At 76.5% G+C, this 16,376-nt stretch carries 14 protein-coding genes; 8 read left to right on the top strand and 6 right to left on the bottom strand.

The genetic code is table 11. From position 1 onward, the window contains the following. Positions 1-3,385, top strand: a 3,385-nt coding sequence (locus PSD17_RS09825; protein ID WP_339122436.1) for a hypothetical protein, incomplete at its 5' end; no start/stop codon positions are given. 7 nt (positions 3,386-3,392) lie between these two features. Then, a complete protein-coding gene (locus PSD17_RS09820) occupies positions 3,393-4,472 on the top strand; it encodes a hypothetical protein (RefSeq protein WP_339122435.1) in 1,080 nt (359 codons plus the stop codon). A gap of 12 nt (positions 4,473-4,484) precedes the next feature. Here the strand turns inward: PSD17_RS09820 and PSD17_RS09815 are convergent, their stop codons facing one another. The 5 genes from PSD17_RS09815 to PSD17_RS09795 all read right to left on the bottom strand — a co-directional run bounded on the left by PSD17_RS09815 (position 4,485) and on the right by PSD17_RS09795 (position 8,712). Further along, positions 4,485-4,994 (bottom strand): O-acetyl-ADP-ribose deacetylase, encoded by a 510-nt coding sequence (locus PSD17_RS09815; protein WP_013676114.1) that lies wholly within the window; start codon positions 4,992-4,994, stop codon positions 4,485-4,487. 58 nt (positions 4,995-5,052) lie between these two features. Beyond that, a complete protein-coding gene (locus PSD17_RS09810; protein ID WP_049803457.1) occupies positions 5,053-5,820 on the bottom strand; it encodes a 5-formyltetrahydrofolate cyclo-ligase in 768 nt (255 codons plus the stop codon). Between the two features lie 92 nt (positions 5,821-5,912). After that, positions 5,913-6,524: a LutC/YkgG family protein gene (locus PSD17_RS09805; protein ID WP_339122434.1), complete on the bottom strand. Its 612-nt coding sequence runs from the start codon at positions 6,522-6,524 to the stop codon at positions 5,913-5,915. Further along, entirely contained in the window at positions 6,521-7,987 is a 1,467-nt protein-coding gene (locus PSD17_RS09800) for a LutB/LldF family L-lactate oxidation iron-sulfur protein (RefSeq protein ID WP_339122433.1), read from the bottom strand. The genes PSD17_RS09805 and PSD17_RS09800 overlap by 4 nt, the downstream gene beginning before the upstream one ends. After that, complete coding sequence (locus PSD17_RS09795) at positions 7,984-8,712, bottom strand: (Fe-S)-binding protein (RefSeq protein ID WP_013676111.1); 729 nt, start codon at positions 8,710-8,712, stop codon at positions 7,984-7,986. The genes PSD17_RS09800 and PSD17_RS09795 overlap by 4 nt, the downstream gene beginning before the upstream one ends. 76 nt (positions 8,713-8,788) lie before the next feature. Between PSD17_RS09795 and PSD17_RS09790 the strand changes: the two genes are divergently transcribed. Then, complete coding sequence (locus tag PSD17_RS09790) at positions 8,789-9,478, top strand: FadR/GntR family transcriptional regulator (protein WP_013676110.1); 690 nt, start codon at positions 8,789-8,791, stop codon at positions 9,476-9,478. A gap of 33 nt (positions 9,479-9,511) precedes the next feature. Here the strand turns inward: PSD17_RS09790 and PSD17_RS09785 are convergent, their stop codons facing one another. Next, on the bottom strand, positions 9,512-9,832 hold the full coding sequence (locus tag PSD17_RS09785; RefSeq protein WP_339122432.1) for a hypothetical protein: 321 nt from the start codon (positions 9,830-9,832) through the stop codon (positions 9,512-9,514). A 175-nt stretch (positions 9,833-10,007) separates the two neighbouring features. Between PSD17_RS09785 and PSD17_RS09780 the strand changes: the two genes are divergently transcribed. The 5 genes from PSD17_RS09780 (at position 10,008) to PSD17_RS09760 (ending at position 16,373) form a co-directional block, all read left to right on the top strand. Further along, positions 10,008-10,757: an AzlC family ABC transporter permease gene (locus PSD17_RS09780; protein ID WP_158703454.1), complete on the top strand. Its 750-nt coding sequence runs from the start codon at positions 10,008-10,010 to the stop codon at positions 10,755-10,757. Further along, positions 10,750-11,064 (top strand): AzlD domain-containing protein, encoded by a 315-nt coding sequence (locus PSD17_RS09775; RefSeq protein ID WP_339122431.1) that lies wholly within the window; start codon positions 10,750-10,752, stop codon positions 11,062-11,064. The genes PSD17_RS09780 and PSD17_RS09775 overlap by 8 nt, the downstream gene beginning before the upstream one ends. Before the next feature lie 81 nt (positions 11,065-11,145). Then, positions 11,146-11,688: a GNAT family N-acetyltransferase gene (locus PSD17_RS09770; protein ID WP_339122430.1), complete on the top strand. Its 543-nt coding sequence runs from the start codon at positions 11,146-11,148 to the stop codon at positions 11,686-11,688. Positions 11,689-11,788: 100 nt separating this feature from the next. Further along, positions 11,789-14,917 carry an AAA family ATPase gene (locus tag PSD17_RS09765; protein ID WP_339122429.1) on the top strand — a complete coding sequence of 1,043 codons (3,129 nt, stop codon included), beginning with the start codon at positions 11,789-11,791 and terminating at the stop codon, positions 14,915-14,917. Positions 14,918-14,969: 52 nt separating this feature from the next. Beyond that, positions 14,970-16,373: an FAD-binding oxidoreductase gene (locus PSD17_RS09760; protein ID WP_339122428.1), complete on the top strand. Its 1,404-nt coding sequence runs from the start codon at positions 14,970-14,972 to the stop codon at positions 16,371-16,373. Positions 16,374-16,376 lie beyond the last annotated feature (3 nt).

Below are 16,376 nucleotides of genomic sequence, written 5' to 3'. Positions count from 1 at the left end.
CCTCGTCGCGGGCTGGCACGCGGTCGCGACCGTCGACGCGGCGCGGCAGGCCCGCCGGCGGGTCCGCTCGCTGGAGGAGCAGCTCGCGGCTGCGACGGCCGAGGCCGAGCCCCTGCGCGCCCGGCGCGACGCGACGGCCGCCGGCTACGCCCGCGCCCTCGACGCGAGCATCGCCGCCGTCGCGGCGCGGGTCGCGGCGCTCGACGCGGAGGCCTGCGACGCCGGTGCGGCCGAACGCGCCGCGCGGACGGCGTGGCAGGAGGCGTCGCAGCGCCGGGGCACGCTGACCGGGCGGCTCGCCGCCCTCACCGACGCCCTCGCCGGGCTCGACGCCGATCTCGCCGCCGCCCGGAGTCTCCTCGCCGGGTCCGGGTCCGGGTCCGGGGATCTCGGCGCCGGGGTGACGGTCGCCGCGGGAGGGAGCGTCGACGCGGCCGCGGTGGAGGACGCCCTCGCCCGGCACGAGGCCGTCGACGCCGAGGCGGCCGACGAGCTCGACCGGCTCGCCGCCGAGCGCGCCACGCTGCGCGAGCGCCGGGCCGAGCTGGCCGCCGCGGCCGAGACCCTCACCGCACAGCGGCGGACCGCCGAGCGCGCCGCGGAGGCGGCCGGCGACCGGGCCGTGGAGCTGCGCGGACGCGTCGCCGACCTCGCGTCCGACGACCGGCTCCGGGGTCTCGCCGGCGGCACCGACGTCGACCCGGTCGCCGAGGCGGGCGACCTCGTCGCGCTGCTCACCGCCGCCGTCGCCCGGGCCGAACGCGGTCGCGTCGAGCTCGCCGTCGCCGACGCCGAGGACGAGCGTGCGCTCGCCGCGCTGGGGGCCGACCGGCTGCTCCCGCCCACGCTCGACGTCGTCCGTGCGCTCGACGTCCTCGACCGGGCCGGCATCCCGGCGACCACGGGATGGCGCTACCTGGCCGACTCCGTGCCCGCGGGCCGGCGCGCCGAGCTGATGCGGGCCGCGCCCGCCCTCGCGGGCGGCGTGCTCGTCCACGACCCGGCCGACCTGCCGGCCGCCCGCTCGGTGCTCGACGGTGCCGCGCTGCGCCCGACGTCGCCGGTCGTGCTGGCCACCACCGGCGACCTCGACGCCGCCCACGGTCCCGCGACCGGGCACCTCGTCGACCCGGCCAGGGCCCTGACCGACCGCGCGGGCGCGGGCGCCGAGATCGACGAACGCGAGTCGGCCCGCGCCGCCCGGTCGGCCGCGGACGCCGAGCTCGTCGCCGCCCGCGACGCCGACGCCGACCGGCGTCGCCGGCTCGAACGGCTGCGCGCGGACTGCCCGCCCGGCACGCTCGAGGCCCTCGACGCCGAGGTGCAGGCCGCGCGGGACGCCGTCGCGGCCGCCGACGCCGACCTCGCCCGGATCGCCTCTGACCTGGCCTCCGTCGGGGACCGCGAGGCCGACGCCGACGCCCGGCGCGGCGATCTCGAACGCCGCCGGCGCGACGCCGCCGCCGCGATCGCGACGCTCACGCAGCTGCTGCCGCGGGTGCGCGAGGCCGCCGACCGGAGGGCGGAGGCGGCGGCGCTGCCCGCGGAGATCGCGGACCTGGACGCGTCGCTCGACGCCGCCGTCGCGGCCGAGGACGCCGCCCGGACCGCGGCCGCCGCGGCCACCGGGCAGGCCGATGTGTTGCGTCGCAGCCTCGGCGAGCAGCGGGAGCTGCGCGCCGGGCTGTCCGACCCCGGATCCGACGCCGGATCCGACCCTGGGCCGGGCGCCGGGTCGGAGGGGGAGCCGGTCGCGCTCGACGAGGCCCGCCGGGCCTGGGAGAGCGCCGACCAGGCCTACCGGCGCGAGGTGTCGGAGTCCGCCCTCGCGGCGTCGCTGCAGGAGGCGACGCGCGCGCTGGCCGACCCGGCGGCCCGGGTCGCGGACCTGCCGGAGGTCGTGCGGCAGCGTGCCGAGGCACTGCTCGACGGTCCCGACGGCACCGACGCGGGCACCCGCGCGGCGGCGATCGTCCGGGCGGAGTCCGCCGCCGCCGCGCTCGCGACGTCGATCGGCGAGCTGCGCGCGGAGCTGCGGGAGGCGAAGGCCGAGCTGGCCGGGCTCGCCGAACCGGCGGCGCAGATGCAGGTGGAGCCGGCGGAGCAGGCCGCGTGTGACGACCCGGACGCGCTCGACGCCGCCCGCGCCGACGCGCTCGCCGCGGCCGCTCGGGCCGCCACCGAGGCGGGTGAGCTCGTCGCCCTGCACGCGGCCGCCGGGTCCGCCGCCCGCGACGCCGACGCCCGCCGCGCCGCCGCCCGCGAACGCGCGACCGGTCTCGGGCACCTGCTGGAGCTGCTGGGCGTCGACCCCGGCACCGGCCCCGGCCCCGGCATCGACCCCGGCCCCGGGGACGTCGGCTCCCTCGACGACGCCCATGCCGCCGTCACGGCCGCCCGGGGCCGGCTCGACGGCGCGGTCGCCGTCGCCCGCCGCGCCGCGCGCGACGTCGAGGCCGTCGCGCACCGGATCGCCCGGTGGGCGGGCGCCGACCGGTTCGCCGGGGTGAAGTCCGACGTCCGCGACCGCTTCCGGGTCGACGACGTCGCGGGCGAACTCGGACCCGTCGCCGACGAGCTCGCCGGATCGCTCGCGGTCTACGCCGCCAACCTGCGCGAAAGGCTCGCCGAGCTGGAGGAGCACAAGGGCGTCGTCGTCACCGCGATGACCGGCATGGTGCGCCAGGCGCTGCGCTCGCTCGCCCGCGCGCAGGCGCTGTCCGAGCTGCCGGAGTCGTTGGGGGAGTGGGCCGGGCAGCGGTTCCTGGAGGTGGGGCCGCGCTCGACCGTCGAGACCGCCGACGCCGTCGTGCGCGACCGTTGCTCCCGGCTGGTCGACGCGCTCACCGCCCGCGGCGCGGAGGTGCCGCGGGGGTTGGAGCTGCTGTGGCAGGCCACCGACGCCGTCGTCGGCGACGGGAACTGGAAGGCGCGGGTCCTCAAGCCGTCGACGACGTTCGCGATCGAGCGGGTGTCGGTGGAGCGGATGCGCAAGTGGTCGGGCGGGGAGAAGGTGACGATCTCGCTGCTGCTGTTCTGCATGGTCGCCAAACTGCGGGCCACCAGCCGTGGCCGCGACGTGCCGGGGCTGGGCGCCCTGCCGTTGGACAACCCGCTCGGCAAGGCCAACTACGTCGTGTTCCTCGACCTGCAACGCAAGGTCGCCGCCGCCAACGGCGTGCAGCTGATCTTCCTGACCGGTGTCGGCGACCTGAAGGCCGTCGGCCGTTTCCCGAACATCATCCGGATGCGCAACGTCGCGGGCCGGGGGCGGCAGTACGTGCGGCAGGAGGAGCGCATCCTCGCGGGCGACGACCCGGCCGGCGTCGTCGACACCACCCGGATCTGGCGGGAGGACCCGGTCCTCACGCTGCCGCTGGGATGAGGGCCGCATGACCACCGTCGAGGAGGACGAGTCCCCGGAGCTGTCGCCGCTCGCCGCCAGGCTCGCCGACGTCGTGGCCGCGTCGCGCACCGGCCGCATCGGGATCGAGGTCCTGCGTGGCGCCGCCCACGAGGCCGACCTGAGCCTCGCGGGTGCGCCGGACGGCCGCGCCCGGCTGCGCGAGCTGTGCGACGAGCTCGCCGGTGCGGGCGTCGTCCGGCTGCCGCGGGTCGGCGGCACCGGCTGGGACGCGCTGCCGCGCCCGGCGTTGCCGCGGTTCGTCACCCGGGTCGGCCGGCCCGGTCTCGTGCTCGACCCGCCGGACGTGCGACCGGCCACCGCGACCGCCTGGCACGCGCAGCTGCGCTGGGTGCCGGCGTTCCTGCGCGACGAGGACCCGTCCGATGCCGAACGTGCCCTGCTCGACGGCGTCCAGCGGCTGCTCGCCGACGGCGGCCCGCGCGACGTCGTCGCGGTGCAGGAGCGGTCGCTGCGGCTGACCGGTGACGAGCAGGCCCTCGACGCGCTGCGGCGTGGCCGGCTCTTCCGGCCCGGCCGGCTCACCCCCGAGCTGCTCGGCATCCGCCGCGCCCGCTGGGAGCCCATCACGCGCACCGTCGGGGACGGCAGGATCACGCTCCTCGTCGAGAACGTCGCGACCTGGGAGTCGCTGGCCGACGCGCTGCCCGCCGACGGCGCGGTCGGCCGCGTGGTGTGGGGGATGGGCAACCAGCTGTCGACGGTCCTCACCGCCCTGGCCGACGGGCCCGGCCACCCGGGCGAGCTGTCGTACTTCGGCGACCTCGACGTCGGCGGGCTGGAGATCGCCCGGCGCGGCGCCGAGACCGCGGAGACGCTCGGGTTGGCGCCGCTGCGGGCGTCGACGCTCTACACCTGGTTGCTCGACGAGGGTGTGCCCCAGCCGGGGAGCCTGCCCGTCGGCGACGTCGCCGAGCTCACCGCATGGCTGCCGCCGGTGCTGCACGAGCCCGTGGCGGAGCTGCTCGGGGCGGGCGAGCGGCTGGCCCAGGAGTGGCTCGGCCGTGAGCTGCTGGCCGAGGCCGACGATCTGCGCGACCTGCGCTGAGGACGCTCGTAGTCAGCCGACGGCGGCCCGGAACGCCGCCAGCACGTCGTCGGAGAACAGCACGAACCGGGCCTCGCGCACCGCGGACTCGGTGGCGCGCACCGTCTCCACCGCGGCGAGGGCGGCGTCGTCGAGCGGCCAGCCGTAGATACCCGCCGACACCGCGGGGAACGCGACCGTGGCCGCGCCCAGCTCGTCGGCGACCCGCAGCGACTCCCGGTAGCACGACTCCAGCAGGTGCCGGCGGCTCCGCCGCTTCGCGTACACCGGTCCGACGGTGTGGATCACCCAGCGGGCCGGCAGGTTCCCGGCGGTGGTGGCGACGGCCTGCCCCGTCGGCAGCCCGTCGGGATACCGGGTGGCCCGCAACTGGCGGCACTCGGCGAGGATCGCGGGCCCGCCGCGGCGGTGGATGGCGCCGTCGACACCGCCCCCGCCCAGCAGTGACGAGTTCGCCGCGTTGACGACGGCGTCGACCTCGGCCTCGGTGATGTCGCCACGGACGAGCACGATCTCGGGCATGTCATCTCCTGTGAGCGGCGATGGTCGCTACGGCAGTCGCTATGGCGACTATCGCCACTCACGACCTCGTTCGCAGCGCCGCAAGCAGCGGGATCGCCGCGATCTTCTCCTCGGTGAGCGCGTCCCAGTCGATGTGACCGGTCGGGCGGTCGTGCCGGTGCCGCCGGCAGTCGATCACCCGGTCCGCGGTGACGATCAGGTCGACGGGCGCGTCGTGCGAGGTCGTCGGGATCGCACCGGCCGGGCGGACCTGCAGCTCGTGCACCGTCGTCACGACGACCGTGTCCGGCCCGATCAGTCCCGCGGCGCTCGCCAGCGCGAACTCCAGGTCGGCGAACCCGCCGCCCTTGCCCAGCCGGGCGCCGTCCTCGCCGACGGCCACGCACCCGGTGACCACGAGGTCCACCGGCTCCAGGTCGGCGACGGCGACGCGGCGGGCCGAGCGCATCGCGTTCTTGATGGAGACGGCGCGCCGCGGCGGGTCGGCGAGGTGGTCGGGGTCGAGCAGGAAGAAGGGGTCCTCCTCGGCCAGCCGCGGCACGGCCATGTAGACGGTCTTGCCGTCCTCCAGCGCCCGCTGCCGGACCGGGAGCTGCGCGGAGTCGGGGTTGGACTTCACCCGCTGCGCGGCGGCCCACTCCGGCAGCTCGCGCAGGCGCTGCGCGGCGGCCTCGGCGCCGACGAAGTTGGAGATGCGGTTGCGCGCCCCGGGGAAGCGGGCGACCCCGGCGTCGGTCAGCGACGACCACACCTCGTCGCGCAGCGCGGCCTTGGCCGCCAACACCTCCGGGTCGCCACCCGCGTCGTGGTCGTGCCGACGTGCCATGCGCAGCACCGTAGCGGTGCCCTCCCGCGGGAACGAACGGCCCGGTCGCGCAACTCAGTTGCGCGACCGGGCCGTTCGTTCGCGTCGGGTGCTCACGGGGGTTCGGTGAGGACGACGACGAGGGTGCGGGGGCCGTGCACGCCCTCGACGCGCTGCAGCTCGATGTCCGAGGTCGCCGACGGGCCGCTGACCAGGGTGATCGGGCGGGCCGGCGAGAGCGCGGCGACCAGCTCCGGCACCGAGCCGACGACCTGGTCGGCGCGGACCACGCACACGTGGACGTCGGGCACGAGGGTGATCGCGCGGCGGCCCTGTGCCGGGCCGCCGTCGAGGGCGATGGTCCCGGTCTCCGCGCACGCCACCGCGCACCCGGTGACGACGGCGGCGAAGCCGTCGAGGTCGCGCGGGCCGAACCCGGGGGAGTCGCGGGTGCCGTCGAGCTCCCAGGGCGCGTCGGGTGGCAGGAGCACCGGTCGGTACCCGGCGACGGCCTGCGCGAGCGCGTCGTCGACGCCGTCGGAGGGGACCCGGACGACGGTGGCCCTGTAGTCGACGAGCCGGTCGGTGAGCAGGTCGAGCAGCTCCGGGCTGCCGGGGGCGTGCGGGCTGCGGCGCTCGTAGTCGCGGGGGACCGGCGTCTCCCGCGCCTGCGCCGCTGTGTTCGCCGCCCGGATCCGGCCGAGGATCTCGTTGCGCGCGTTCATCCGCGTTCCCTCGCCCACCACTCGCGGAACGTCTCAGCGGGTGGCCTCGGGGCGTCGCGGCCCGCGGTCCAGGCCGACAGCGGCGGTGGCAGCGTCGTCAGCTGTCCCGACCGCCGCCCGAACACCCGCCCCAGCCGCGACGCCTTCTCCGCCGCGGCGAACCGGCGCGGGTCGGCCATGGTCCATGCGGCCGCGGCCATCGCGACGGCCTCCGCGCTCGGCACCCGCGACGCCTCCCGGCGGGCCTCGACGTGCTGGGCGCGCAGCCGCACGAGCAGCGACGGGATGTCGATGCGGACGGGGCAGACCTCGTAGCAGGCCCCGCACAGCGACGACGCGAACGGCAGCGACGCGTTGTCCTCCACGCCCGTGAGCTGCGGCGACAGCACGGCGCCGATCGGCCCCGGGTACACCGAGCCGTAGGCGTGCCCGCCGGTGCGCTCGTAGACCGGGCAGACGTTGAGGCACGCCGAGCACTTGATGCAGTGCAGCGCGGCCCGGCCGACGTCGTCGGCGAGGGTGGCGGTGCGGCCGTTGTCGAGCAGGACGAGATGGACCTCGGCCGGCCCGTCGCCGGGGGTGACACCCGTCCACACCGAGGTGTAGGGGTTCATCCGCTCGCCGGTGGAGCTGCGGGGCAGCAGTTGCAGGAACACCTCCAGGTCGGCCCAGCTCGGCACGACCTTCTCGATGCCCATCACCGTGATCAGGGTGCGGGGCAGCGTGAGGCACATGCGGCCGTTGCCCTCGGACTCGACGACGAGCAGCGACCCGGTCTCCGCGACGCCGAAGTTGGCCCCGGAGATCGCGACCTCGGCGCGCAGGAAACGTTCCCGCAGGTAGGAGCGGGCGGCCATGGCGAGGCGGCGGGGTTCGTCGGTGAGCGCGGGGTCGACGCCCGGCATCTCGCGCAGGAAGATCTCGCGGATCTCGGCGCGGTTGCGGTGGATGGCCGGCACCAGGATGTGCGACGGCAGGTCGCCGCCCAGCTGGACGATCAGCTCCGCGAGGTCGGTCTCCTGGGTGTCGACGCCCGCGGCCGCCAGCGCCTCGTTGAGCCCGATCTCCTGCGTCGCCATCGACTTGACCTTGACGACCTCGCGGCTGCCCGTCGCCGCGACGAGCCGGGTGACGATCGCGTTGGCCTCCTCGGCGTCGCGGGCCCAGTGGACGGCTCCGCCGCGGCGGGTGACCTCGGCCTCGAGCCGTTCGAGGTGCTCGTCGAGCCGGGCCATCGTCGCGGCCTTGATCGCCTCGCCCGCGGCGCGCAGCTCCTCCCAGTCGGCGCGCTCGGCCACGACCGCGGCGCGCTTCGCGCGGATCGTCGACGTCGCGTGCCCGAGGTTGCGCCGCAGCTGGGAGTCGGCGAGGGCGTCGCGGGCGGCGGCGGGGAAGCTCCGCTCGCCGCGCAGGTGCCCGACCCCGCGCGGGGCGAACCGGGGGAGTCCCAGGTCCGTGCTCATTCGACGCTCGCCAGGATCTCGGCGAGGTGCACCGTGCGGGTGCCGGTGCGCAGCCGCGACAGACCGCCGCCGATGTGCATCAGGCACGAGCTGTCACCCGCGCTGACCGCCTCCGCGCCCGTCGAGAGGACGTGAGACATCTTGTCGGCCAGCATCGCCGTCGAGGTGTCGGCGTTCTTCACCGCGAACGTCCCGCCGAACCCGCAGCACTGGTCGGCCCCCGGCAGCTCCAGCAGCGTCATGCCGCGGACGTTGCGCAGCAGCCGCAGCGGCCGGTCGCCGACGTGCAGCATCCGCAGCGAGTGGCAGGTCGGGTGGTAGGTGACGCGGTGCGGGTAGTAGGCGCCGACGTCCTCGACGTGCAGCACGTCGACGAGCAGCTCCGACAGCTCGTACGTCCGGGCGGCGACCGCCTCGGCGCGGGCGGCGAGCGCGCCGTCACCGCCGGCGCGGGCGACGTCGGCGTGCTGGTGGCGCACCGAGCCGACGCACGAGCCCGAGGGCGCGACGATCGCGTCGTAGGGCTCGAACGTCTCGACGTGGTGGCGCACCAGCCCGAGCGCCTCCCGCCGGTAGCCGGTGTTGACGTGCATCTGGCCGCAGCAGGTCTGCTCGGCAGGGAACGCGACCTCGTGGCCGAGCCGTTCGAGCAGGCGCACGACGGCCTTGCCGACCTCGGGGAACAGGGCGTCGGACAGGCAGGTGACGAACAGCGCGATCTTCATGGTGGGCGACCTCCGGGACGCGGTCGGCGGCCAGCGTAGCGCGTGTGGTCAGACCACACCGGATAGGCTGGGCCGCATGCGTACCCACCAGGTCGTCCTCGCCCACATCGAGGACGACCTCGCCGCCGGGCGGATCCGCCTCGGCGACCGGCTGCCCGGGGAGCGGGCGCTCGCCGAGCGCCTCGGGGTGTCGCGGCCTTCGGTGCGGGAGGCGATCAAGATCCTCGAGGCGCTCGGCGTCATCCGGACCGCCACGGGCTCGGGGCCGGAGGCGGGCGCGACCGTCGTCGCCGACCCGGCGGCGGGACTCGGCGCCGCGCTGCGGCTGCACGTCGCGACCGACCACGTCCCGGTCGGCGACGTCGTCGACCTGCGGTTGCTCGTCGAAGGGGCGGCCGTGCGCAGCGCCGCGGCCCGACCCGCCGCCGACGGCCTCGACCGGGCCACGACCCTGCTCGACGCCATGGACGCGCCGGGCGTCGACGTCGCGACGTTCCTCGACCTCGACGGCGCCTTCCACGTCGTGCTCGCGGAGATGTCGGGCAACGTCCTGCACGCCGCGGTGCTGGCCGGGATCCGCGGGGCGGTGCGCGCGTACATCGGGCAGGGTGCCGCCCGCGCCGCCGACTGGCCCACGCTCGCCGACCGGTTGCGCGCCGAGCACCGGGCGATCCTGCGCGCCGTCCGCGAGGGCCGGGCCGACGACGCCGAGACCGCCGTCCGCCGGCACATCGAGGACTTCCATCGCGACACCGACGGCGGCTGACGACGCCGGCACCCCCGCGGGCGCCGGCCGGTGTCAGGCGGCGGCGGGGGGCAGGAGTCCGCGGTCGATCATCGCCCGGAACGCGTCGCGGAAGCTGTCCTCGGTGTGCATCGCCTCGCCGAACCCCGCCTGGCGGAGTTTCACCGTGCTCGTGAACGCGCGCGGTCCCGCCGGAGCACCGTGGGCGAAGCTGAAGTCGGCGTGGTGGTCGGCGCTGCCGACGAACTCGGCCAGTGTCAACGGCCGCAGGCCGTGGCGGGCGACGACCGCGTCCCACGTCGCGGCCCGCTCCCGCAGGTACCGGACGAGGCTGACGGGCTCGTCGGGCCCGACCTCGACGCCGGTGCCGTCCACTCACAGGGGCTCCGTTCCGCGCGGGACGCTCGGCGTTCGGGTTTGCCCCCGGTCGGCCCGAACGCCAGGGGAACGCGCCGTTCCTAGCGTCGGTGGCGAACCGATCGACCACGAGGTCGACGGCACCGCACCCGCCGGGTCCCGGACCGCGGCGGCCACCGACAGGAGCCCCGCCGTGCACACCGGATCGCGATCCCTGCGTGCCGCCGCCCCGCAGGTCCCGCTGCGGCCGGTCCCGCTGCGGCCGGTCGTGCTGCGCGCGGCGGCCGACGCCGTCCCGGTCGTCGCCGCCTACGTCCCGTTCGGGCTGACGCTCGGCGCCACCCTGGCCGCCTCCGGCATCTCGCCGCTCGTGGCCTGGTCGTCGTCACCGCTGCTGTTCGGCGGCGCCGCCCAGCTGCTCGCGGTACAGCTGCTCGGCGCCGGCGCGAACGTCGCGGTGGTCGTGCTGGGTGCCCTCGTCGTCAACTCCCGGATGCTGCTCTACAGCGCATCGCTGGCCCAGCACGCGTCGGGCTGGTCGCGACGCGCCCGCTGGGGCGGCGCCTACCTGCTGGCCGACCCCGTCTACGCGCTGGCCATCGGCCGGTTCACCAAGCCGGACGGCGGCGGCGACGCCCGGCTGCGGCTCGCCTACTACCTGGGCGTCGGCGCGACGCTGTGGACCGCGTGGATGGCCATCACCGCATCCGGGACGCTGCTCGCGGGGGTGCTGCCCGACGGTCTGCGCCTCGACGTCGCCGCACCGCTGACGTTCCTGCTGCTCGTCCTCCCGATGCTGACCTCACGCCCGGCGTGGGCGGCCGCCGCGACGGGCGGGCTGGTCGCGGTCGCCGCCTCCGGGCTCCCGCTGGGCCTGGGGCTGCTGGTCGGTGCCGCGGCCGGGATCGCCGCCGGCGCGCTGGTGGGAGGCCGTCGTGGCTGACCTGCTGGTGCTCGTCGCGATCGGCGTCGGCACGTACCTGATGCGTGCGGCGTTCCTCGCCACCGCGGGGGCACGCCCGCCCGCCGTGGTCACACGGCTGCTGCAGTACGTCGGACCCGCGGTGCTGGCGGCGATCGCGCTGCCCGCACTCGTCGCGCCGCACGGGCGCGTCACGACCGCCGAGACGGTGCCGGCACTGCTGGCGGCCGTCGTCGCCGGGGTGCTCTGGCGGCTCACCCGCAGCCTGCCGCTCGCCCTGTTCGCCGGGCTCGTCGCGGCCTGGGGCCTCACCTGGTTGCTGACCTGACCCGACCGACCCGACGCACCGGATCGACCGACACACCCGACCCGTCCCGACCGAACCGATGACTCCTTGGGGGGAGACGTCATGATCGAGATTCGCGCATTGCGCAACGGAGAGTTCGACGTACTCGACGCCGTGTTCGACGGCCTGTCCGCGGAGAGCCGCTACCGGCGCTTCCACGCGCCGGTGCGCCGGCTCACCGCGGGCACCCGGACCGCACTGGCCGCCGTCGACGGCCACCGGCACGTGGCGGTGGCCGCGTTCGCCGACGGCCGGCCGATCGGCATCGCCCGGTTGATCGCCGACGACACCGGCCGCAGTGACCTCGGTGTCGAGGTCGTCGACGACGAGCAGCGGTCGGGCGTGGGGACCCGGCTCGTCCGCGCCGTCGCCGGGCTGGCCGCCGCGGCCGGGCACCGTGTCGTCGAGGCCGAGGTGCTGAGCACGAACCGGGCCGCGCTGCGGCTGGTCCTGTCGGTGTTCCCGGACGCCACGGCGTTCCCCGACGGCATCACGACGCGGCTCGTCGCGGCCCTGCCCGAGCCGGCCCCGGCCGCGCAGCAGCCGGCACTGCCCTGGCGGGGGCCGGCGCGCGTCGGCGAGCGGGTGGCGCCCCGGGCGGCGTGACCGCTGCGCCGCTCGGCGGTAGCCGGGGTGGGCCGTGCGGCCCTGGCGTCGGCGAAGGGTGCACAGCAGGCTGATCCGGGAGCAGCCCGGAGGAGCCGTGATGCTGCAGGTCAACCTGCTGGGGGAGCAGTCGGTCACCGACGACACCGGCACCGTCCGGGCCCGGTCCTCGCGCGCGCTCGCGCTGATCGGCTTCCTCGTCGTGCACGCCGACGCACCGCAGACCCGGCAGCGCCTCGCCGCCCAGTTCTGGCCCGACTCCACCGACGAGCAGGCCCTGACGAACCTGCGGCGCGAGCTGCACCACGTCCGCACGGTGCTCGGCGACGACCCGTCGCTGGTCGTCACGGCCCGGGACCTGTGCTGGACCGACTCACCGACCTGCCGGGTCGACGTGCGGTCCTTCGCCCGGTTCCGGGCGGCGGCCCGGGCGGCGGCGGCCGCGGGCGACGACGAGCAGCAGCGGACCCGCGCGGGCGCGGCCGTCGCGTACTACCGCGGCGAGTTCCTCCCCGGCGGCTACGACGACTGGGTGCTCGCCGCCCGCGGCGAGCTCGAACAGCAGTGCGTCGACCTGCTGGACGTGATCGCCCACGGGGACGCGGGCGAGGCGGCGGTCGCGGCCGCGCGCAGGCGGGTCGCGCTGCGCCCGCTGGAGGAGCCCGGCTACCGCAGGCTGATGGAGCTGCAGGGCGAGGCGGGCGACCGGGCGGGCGCGGTCAGCACGTACCACCGGTGCGCCTCGGTGCTCGAACGCGAGCTGGGGGTGGATCCCGACCCGCAGACCCGGGCCACCCTCGACCGGCTGCTGGCCCGCACCACCCCGGCGGCCGAGCCGGAGGGCCTCGCGGCGCACGGGCGGGCCGGATCCGCCGCCGCGCGCCTCGTCGGGCGCACCGCCGAGCTGGCCCGGCTGCGCGAGGTCTGGCGCACCGCCGCGGGCGGGCGGCCGAGCCTGGCCGTCGTGCGCGGGGAGGCCGGCGTGGGCAAGTCCCGGCTGGTGGCGGAGCTGGCGGAGGAGTGCCGGCGCGCCGGCGCCGTCGTCGCCCTCACCCAGGGCTTCGGCACCGCGGGCCGGCTGGCGCTGGCGCCGGTCGCGGACTGGCTGCGCACCCCGGAGATCCAGGCCGCGACGGCGCACCTGGAGCCGGTCTGGCGGGTCGAGGTCGACCGGCTGGTGCCGTCGGCCCGGGCCCGCAGCGAGCCCGGCGGCGGCCCGCCCGCGATGGTCGACGCGTGGCAGCGGCACCGGTTCTTCGAGGCCGTGACGCGGGCGCTGATCGCGGTCGACCGGCCGCTGCTGCTCGTCGTCGACAACCTGCACTGGTGCGACCAGGAGACGTTGGCGTTCCTCGCCTTCTGCCTCGGCATCGACACCGGGGCGCCGCTGCTGGTCGCGGCCACCGCGCGCGACGACGACCCCGACCAGGAGGCGGGGCTGCCGGAGTGGCTCGCCCGGATGCGGTCGACCCACGACGTCACCGAGATCGAGCTGCCTCCCTTCGACAGCGCCGACACCGCGGCGCTCGCCGCGGCGGTCGTCGGCCATCCCCTCGACGAGGACACCGCGGCCCTGCTGCAGGCCACGACCGGTGGCTTCGCGCTGCACGTCGTCGAGGCCGTGCGCTGCGGGGACCTCGACCCGGGGGCCGGGGACCTGAGCACCGTCCTGCGGCACCGCCTCGAGGACGTGAGCCCGCCGGCCCGCACCGTCGCCGGGCTCGCCGCCGCCGTCGGCCGCGACTTCACCCTCGACCTGCTCAGCGAGGCCTCCGACCTGCCGGCCGACGCCGTCGTCGCGGCCGTCGACGAGCTGTGGCGGCGGCGGATCCTGCGCGAGACGTGGGACGGCTACGACTTCGCCCACGACCTGCTGCGCGCGTGCGCGTACGAACAGGTCAGCCCGCCCGCGCGCTGGCTGCTGCACCGGCGCCTCGCCCAGGGGATGGAGCTGCTGCACGCGGCGGACCTCGACGCGGTGTCGGCTCAGCTCGCCGAGCAGTACGCGCGCGGTGGACGCGGTGACCGGGCCGTCGGGTACTACCGGCGGGCGGCCGCGGTCGCGGGCGGCCGGTTCGCGCACGCCGAGGCGGTCCGGCTGCACGAGGAGGCGCTCGCGATCCTGGCCAGGGCGCCTGCCAGCCGGGCCCGCGACACCGAGGAGCTCGCCGTGGTGGAGGCGCTGGCCGCGCCGCTCAACGCGCTGCACGGCTACTCCTCGCCGCGGCTGCGCGACACCCTCGAACGCTCGATCGCGCTGGCCACCGCCCTCGGAGACCGCGGCGCGACGCTCTCGGGCCTCGTCGGGCTGTGGTCGTCGCAGTTCGTGGCGGGCGACGCGATCGCCGCGCACCGGACCGCGTCGCGCGCGCTCGACCTCGTCGAGGACGGGTCGGAGCTGGCCGGGCCCGCCCACTTCGCGCTGGGCGGCTCCGAGCTCAGCCTCGGCCGGCCCGCCGAGGCGCTGCGCCACCTGGACCGCTCCGCCGAGATCGGCGGCAGCCACCCGCTGTCCGTGGGCACCCGATCCGACGTGCACGGTCGCGCGTTCGCCGCGCACGCGCACTGGCTGCTCGGGCACGACGAGGTGGCGCTGGCGACCTGCCGGGACGCGATCGACCTGGCGCGGGCGACCGGCGGCTCCTACAGCCTCGCCGTCGCACTGGGCTACGGCGCCATCACCCACCAGCTGCGCGGCGACCGCGACGCGCTGCTCGGCACCGCCGGCGAACTGCGCGAGCTGTGCGCCCGCTTCGACTTCACCTACTACCGCGAGTGGGCGATGGTCCTCGAGGGCTGGTGCCGGGGCGGTACGGCGGGCCTCGAGCTCGCGGACCGCGGCATCGACGGGCTGACCGCGTTGGGCGCGTTCGCGCGGATGCCCTACTGGCTCTCGCTGCTCGCCGACCTCTCCGCACGGGAGGGGCGGCCCGATGCGGCGCGCGCGACGCTGGACGCGGCCGTCGTCGGCGCCCGCGCGCGCAGCGACGGCTGGTGGCTGCCCGAGGTGCTGCGGATGCGCGCCGCGCGCGACGAGAATCCCGACGTCGCGCTCGAGCGGCTGGGTGCGGCCGCCCGGCTGGCCGCGGACCAGGGCAGCGTCGCGCTGCTGCGCCGCTGCCTCGCCGACTACGCCGCCCGCGGCGTTCCGGCTCCCGCGTTCGCCGTTCCGGACGGGGGTGCAGGCCCCACCCTCGAGCCGAACGCTGCGCAAACGCCTCGTTCCTAGCGTCGACGGCGTGCATCCGGGCAGACCGGATGCCCTGTCGGAAGGAACGACCGTGACCGCGACCCCGCAGCTGACCACCCCGTTCGACGACCTCGCCGCCGCGATGCGCGGCACGCTGATCCGGCCGGGGGACGCCGACTACGACCAGGCCCGGGCCGTCTACAACGGCATGATCGACAAGCGGCCGGCGGCGATCGCCCGCTGCCGCGACACCGCCGACGTCGTCGCCGCGGTGCGCTTCGCCCGGGCGCACGGCGTCGAGATCGCCGTCCGCGGGGGCGGCCACCACGCCGCCGGATTCGGGGTGTGGGACGGCGCGCTGGTCGTCGACATGTCGACGATGCGCAGCACGACCGTCGACCCCGGGGCGCGGACCGTGCGCGTCGACGCCGGCTGCACGTGGGGCGACGTCGACCACGCGACCGTCGCGTTCGGCATGGCGACGCCGTCGGGCTTCCTCGCCTCGACCGGGGTCGCCGGGCTGGCCCTCGGCGGCGGCATCGGCTACCTGTCCCGGCGCTTCGGGCTGACCGTCGACAACCTGCTCTCCGCCGACGTCGTGCTCGCCGACGGCAGCTTCGTCACGGCGAGCGAGACCTCGCACCCGGACCTGTTCTGGGCGCTGCGCGGCGGCGGCGGCAACTTCGGCGTCGTGACGTCGTTCGTGTTCAGGTGCCATCCGATCGGCGAGGCCGGCACGGTCATCGGCGGCCCGGTGCTCTACGACATCGCCGACACGCCCGAGGTCATGCGCTGGTACCGGTCGCTCGTGCCGTCGCTGCCCGAGGAGCTCAGCGGCTGGCTGGGCCTGATCACCATCCCGCCGGCGCCGCCGTTCCCCGAGCAGCTGTGGGGCCGAAAGGCGTGCGCCATCGTCTGGTGCTACACCGGCCCGCACGACCGGGCCGACGAGGTGCTGGAGCCGGTGCGCTCCTTCGGGTCACCGCTGGTCGTCGGCCTGCACGACATGCCCTTCACGGCGCTGCAGAGCGCGTTCGACCCGCTGTACCCCGCGGGCCTGCAGTGGTACTGGAAGGCGGACTTCTTCCGTGAGATCTCCGATGCCGCCATCGACGTCCACGAGCGCTTCGGCGCGCTGCTGCCCACCGGGCACTCGACGATGCACCTCTACCCGATCGACGGCGCGGCGGCGCGGGTCCCGTCGGACGGCACCGCGTTCGCCTACCGCGACGGCGGCTGGGCCGGGGTCATCGTCGGCGTCGACCCGGACCCGGCGAACGCCGGCCTGATCGCGGACTGGGCCCGCGACTACTGGGAGGCCCTGCACCCGACCTCGGCCGGCAGCGCCTACCTGAACTTCGTGATGGACGAGGGGCAGGAGCGGGTCCGGGCGTCCTACCGGGACAACTACGAGCGGCTCGCGCAGGTCAAGCGCCGCTACGACCCGGAGAACACCTTCCACGTCAACCAGAACATCCGGCCCGCGGCCGGCTGACCG

The sequence above is a fragment of the Pseudonocardia sp. D17 genome, assembly GCF_036984265.1.
GTDB lineage: Bacteria > Actinomycetota > Actinomycetes > Mycobacteriales > Pseudonocardiaceae > Pseudonocardia > Pseudonocardia benzenivorans.
Note: the sequence above shows the minus strand (reverse complement) of the source record. Positions and strands in the feature narration are given on the sequence as shown.

Coding starts and splice junctions, on each gene's coding strand:
- PSD17_RS09820 (WP_339122435.1), top strand. CDS start 3,393: ATGACCACCGTCGAGGAGGACGAGTCCCCGGAGCTGTCGCCGCTCGCC.
- PSD17_RS09815 (WP_013676114.1), bottom strand. CDS start 4,994: ATGCCCGAGATCGTGCTCGTCCGTGGCGACATCACCGAGGCCGAGGTC.
- PSD17_RS09810 (WP_049803457.1), bottom strand. CDS start 5,820: ATGGCACGTCGGCACGACCACGACGCGGGTGGCGACCCGGAGGTGTTG.
- PSD17_RS09805 (WP_339122434.1), bottom strand. CDS start 6,524: ATGAACGCGCGCAACGAGATCCTCGGCCGGATCCGGGCGGCGAACACA.
- PSD17_RS09800 (WP_339122433.1), bottom strand. CDS start 7,987: ATGAGCACGGACCTGGGACTCCCCCGGTTCGCCCCGCGCGGGGTCGGG.
- PSD17_RS09795 (WP_013676111.1), bottom strand. CDS start 8,712: ATGAAGATCGCGCTGTTCGTCACCTGCCTGTCCGACGCCCTGTTCCCC.
- PSD17_RS09790 (WP_013676110.1), top strand. CDS start 8,789: ATGCGTACCCACCAGGTCGTCCTCGCCCACATCGAGGACGACCTCGCC.
- PSD17_RS09770 (WP_339122430.1), top strand. CDS start 11,146: ATGATCGAGATTCGCGCATTGCGCAACGGAGAGTTCGACGTACTCGAC.
- PSD17_RS09765 (WP_339122429.1), top strand. CDS start 11,789: ATGCTGCAGGTCAACCTGCTGGGGGAGCAGTCGGTCACCGACGACACC.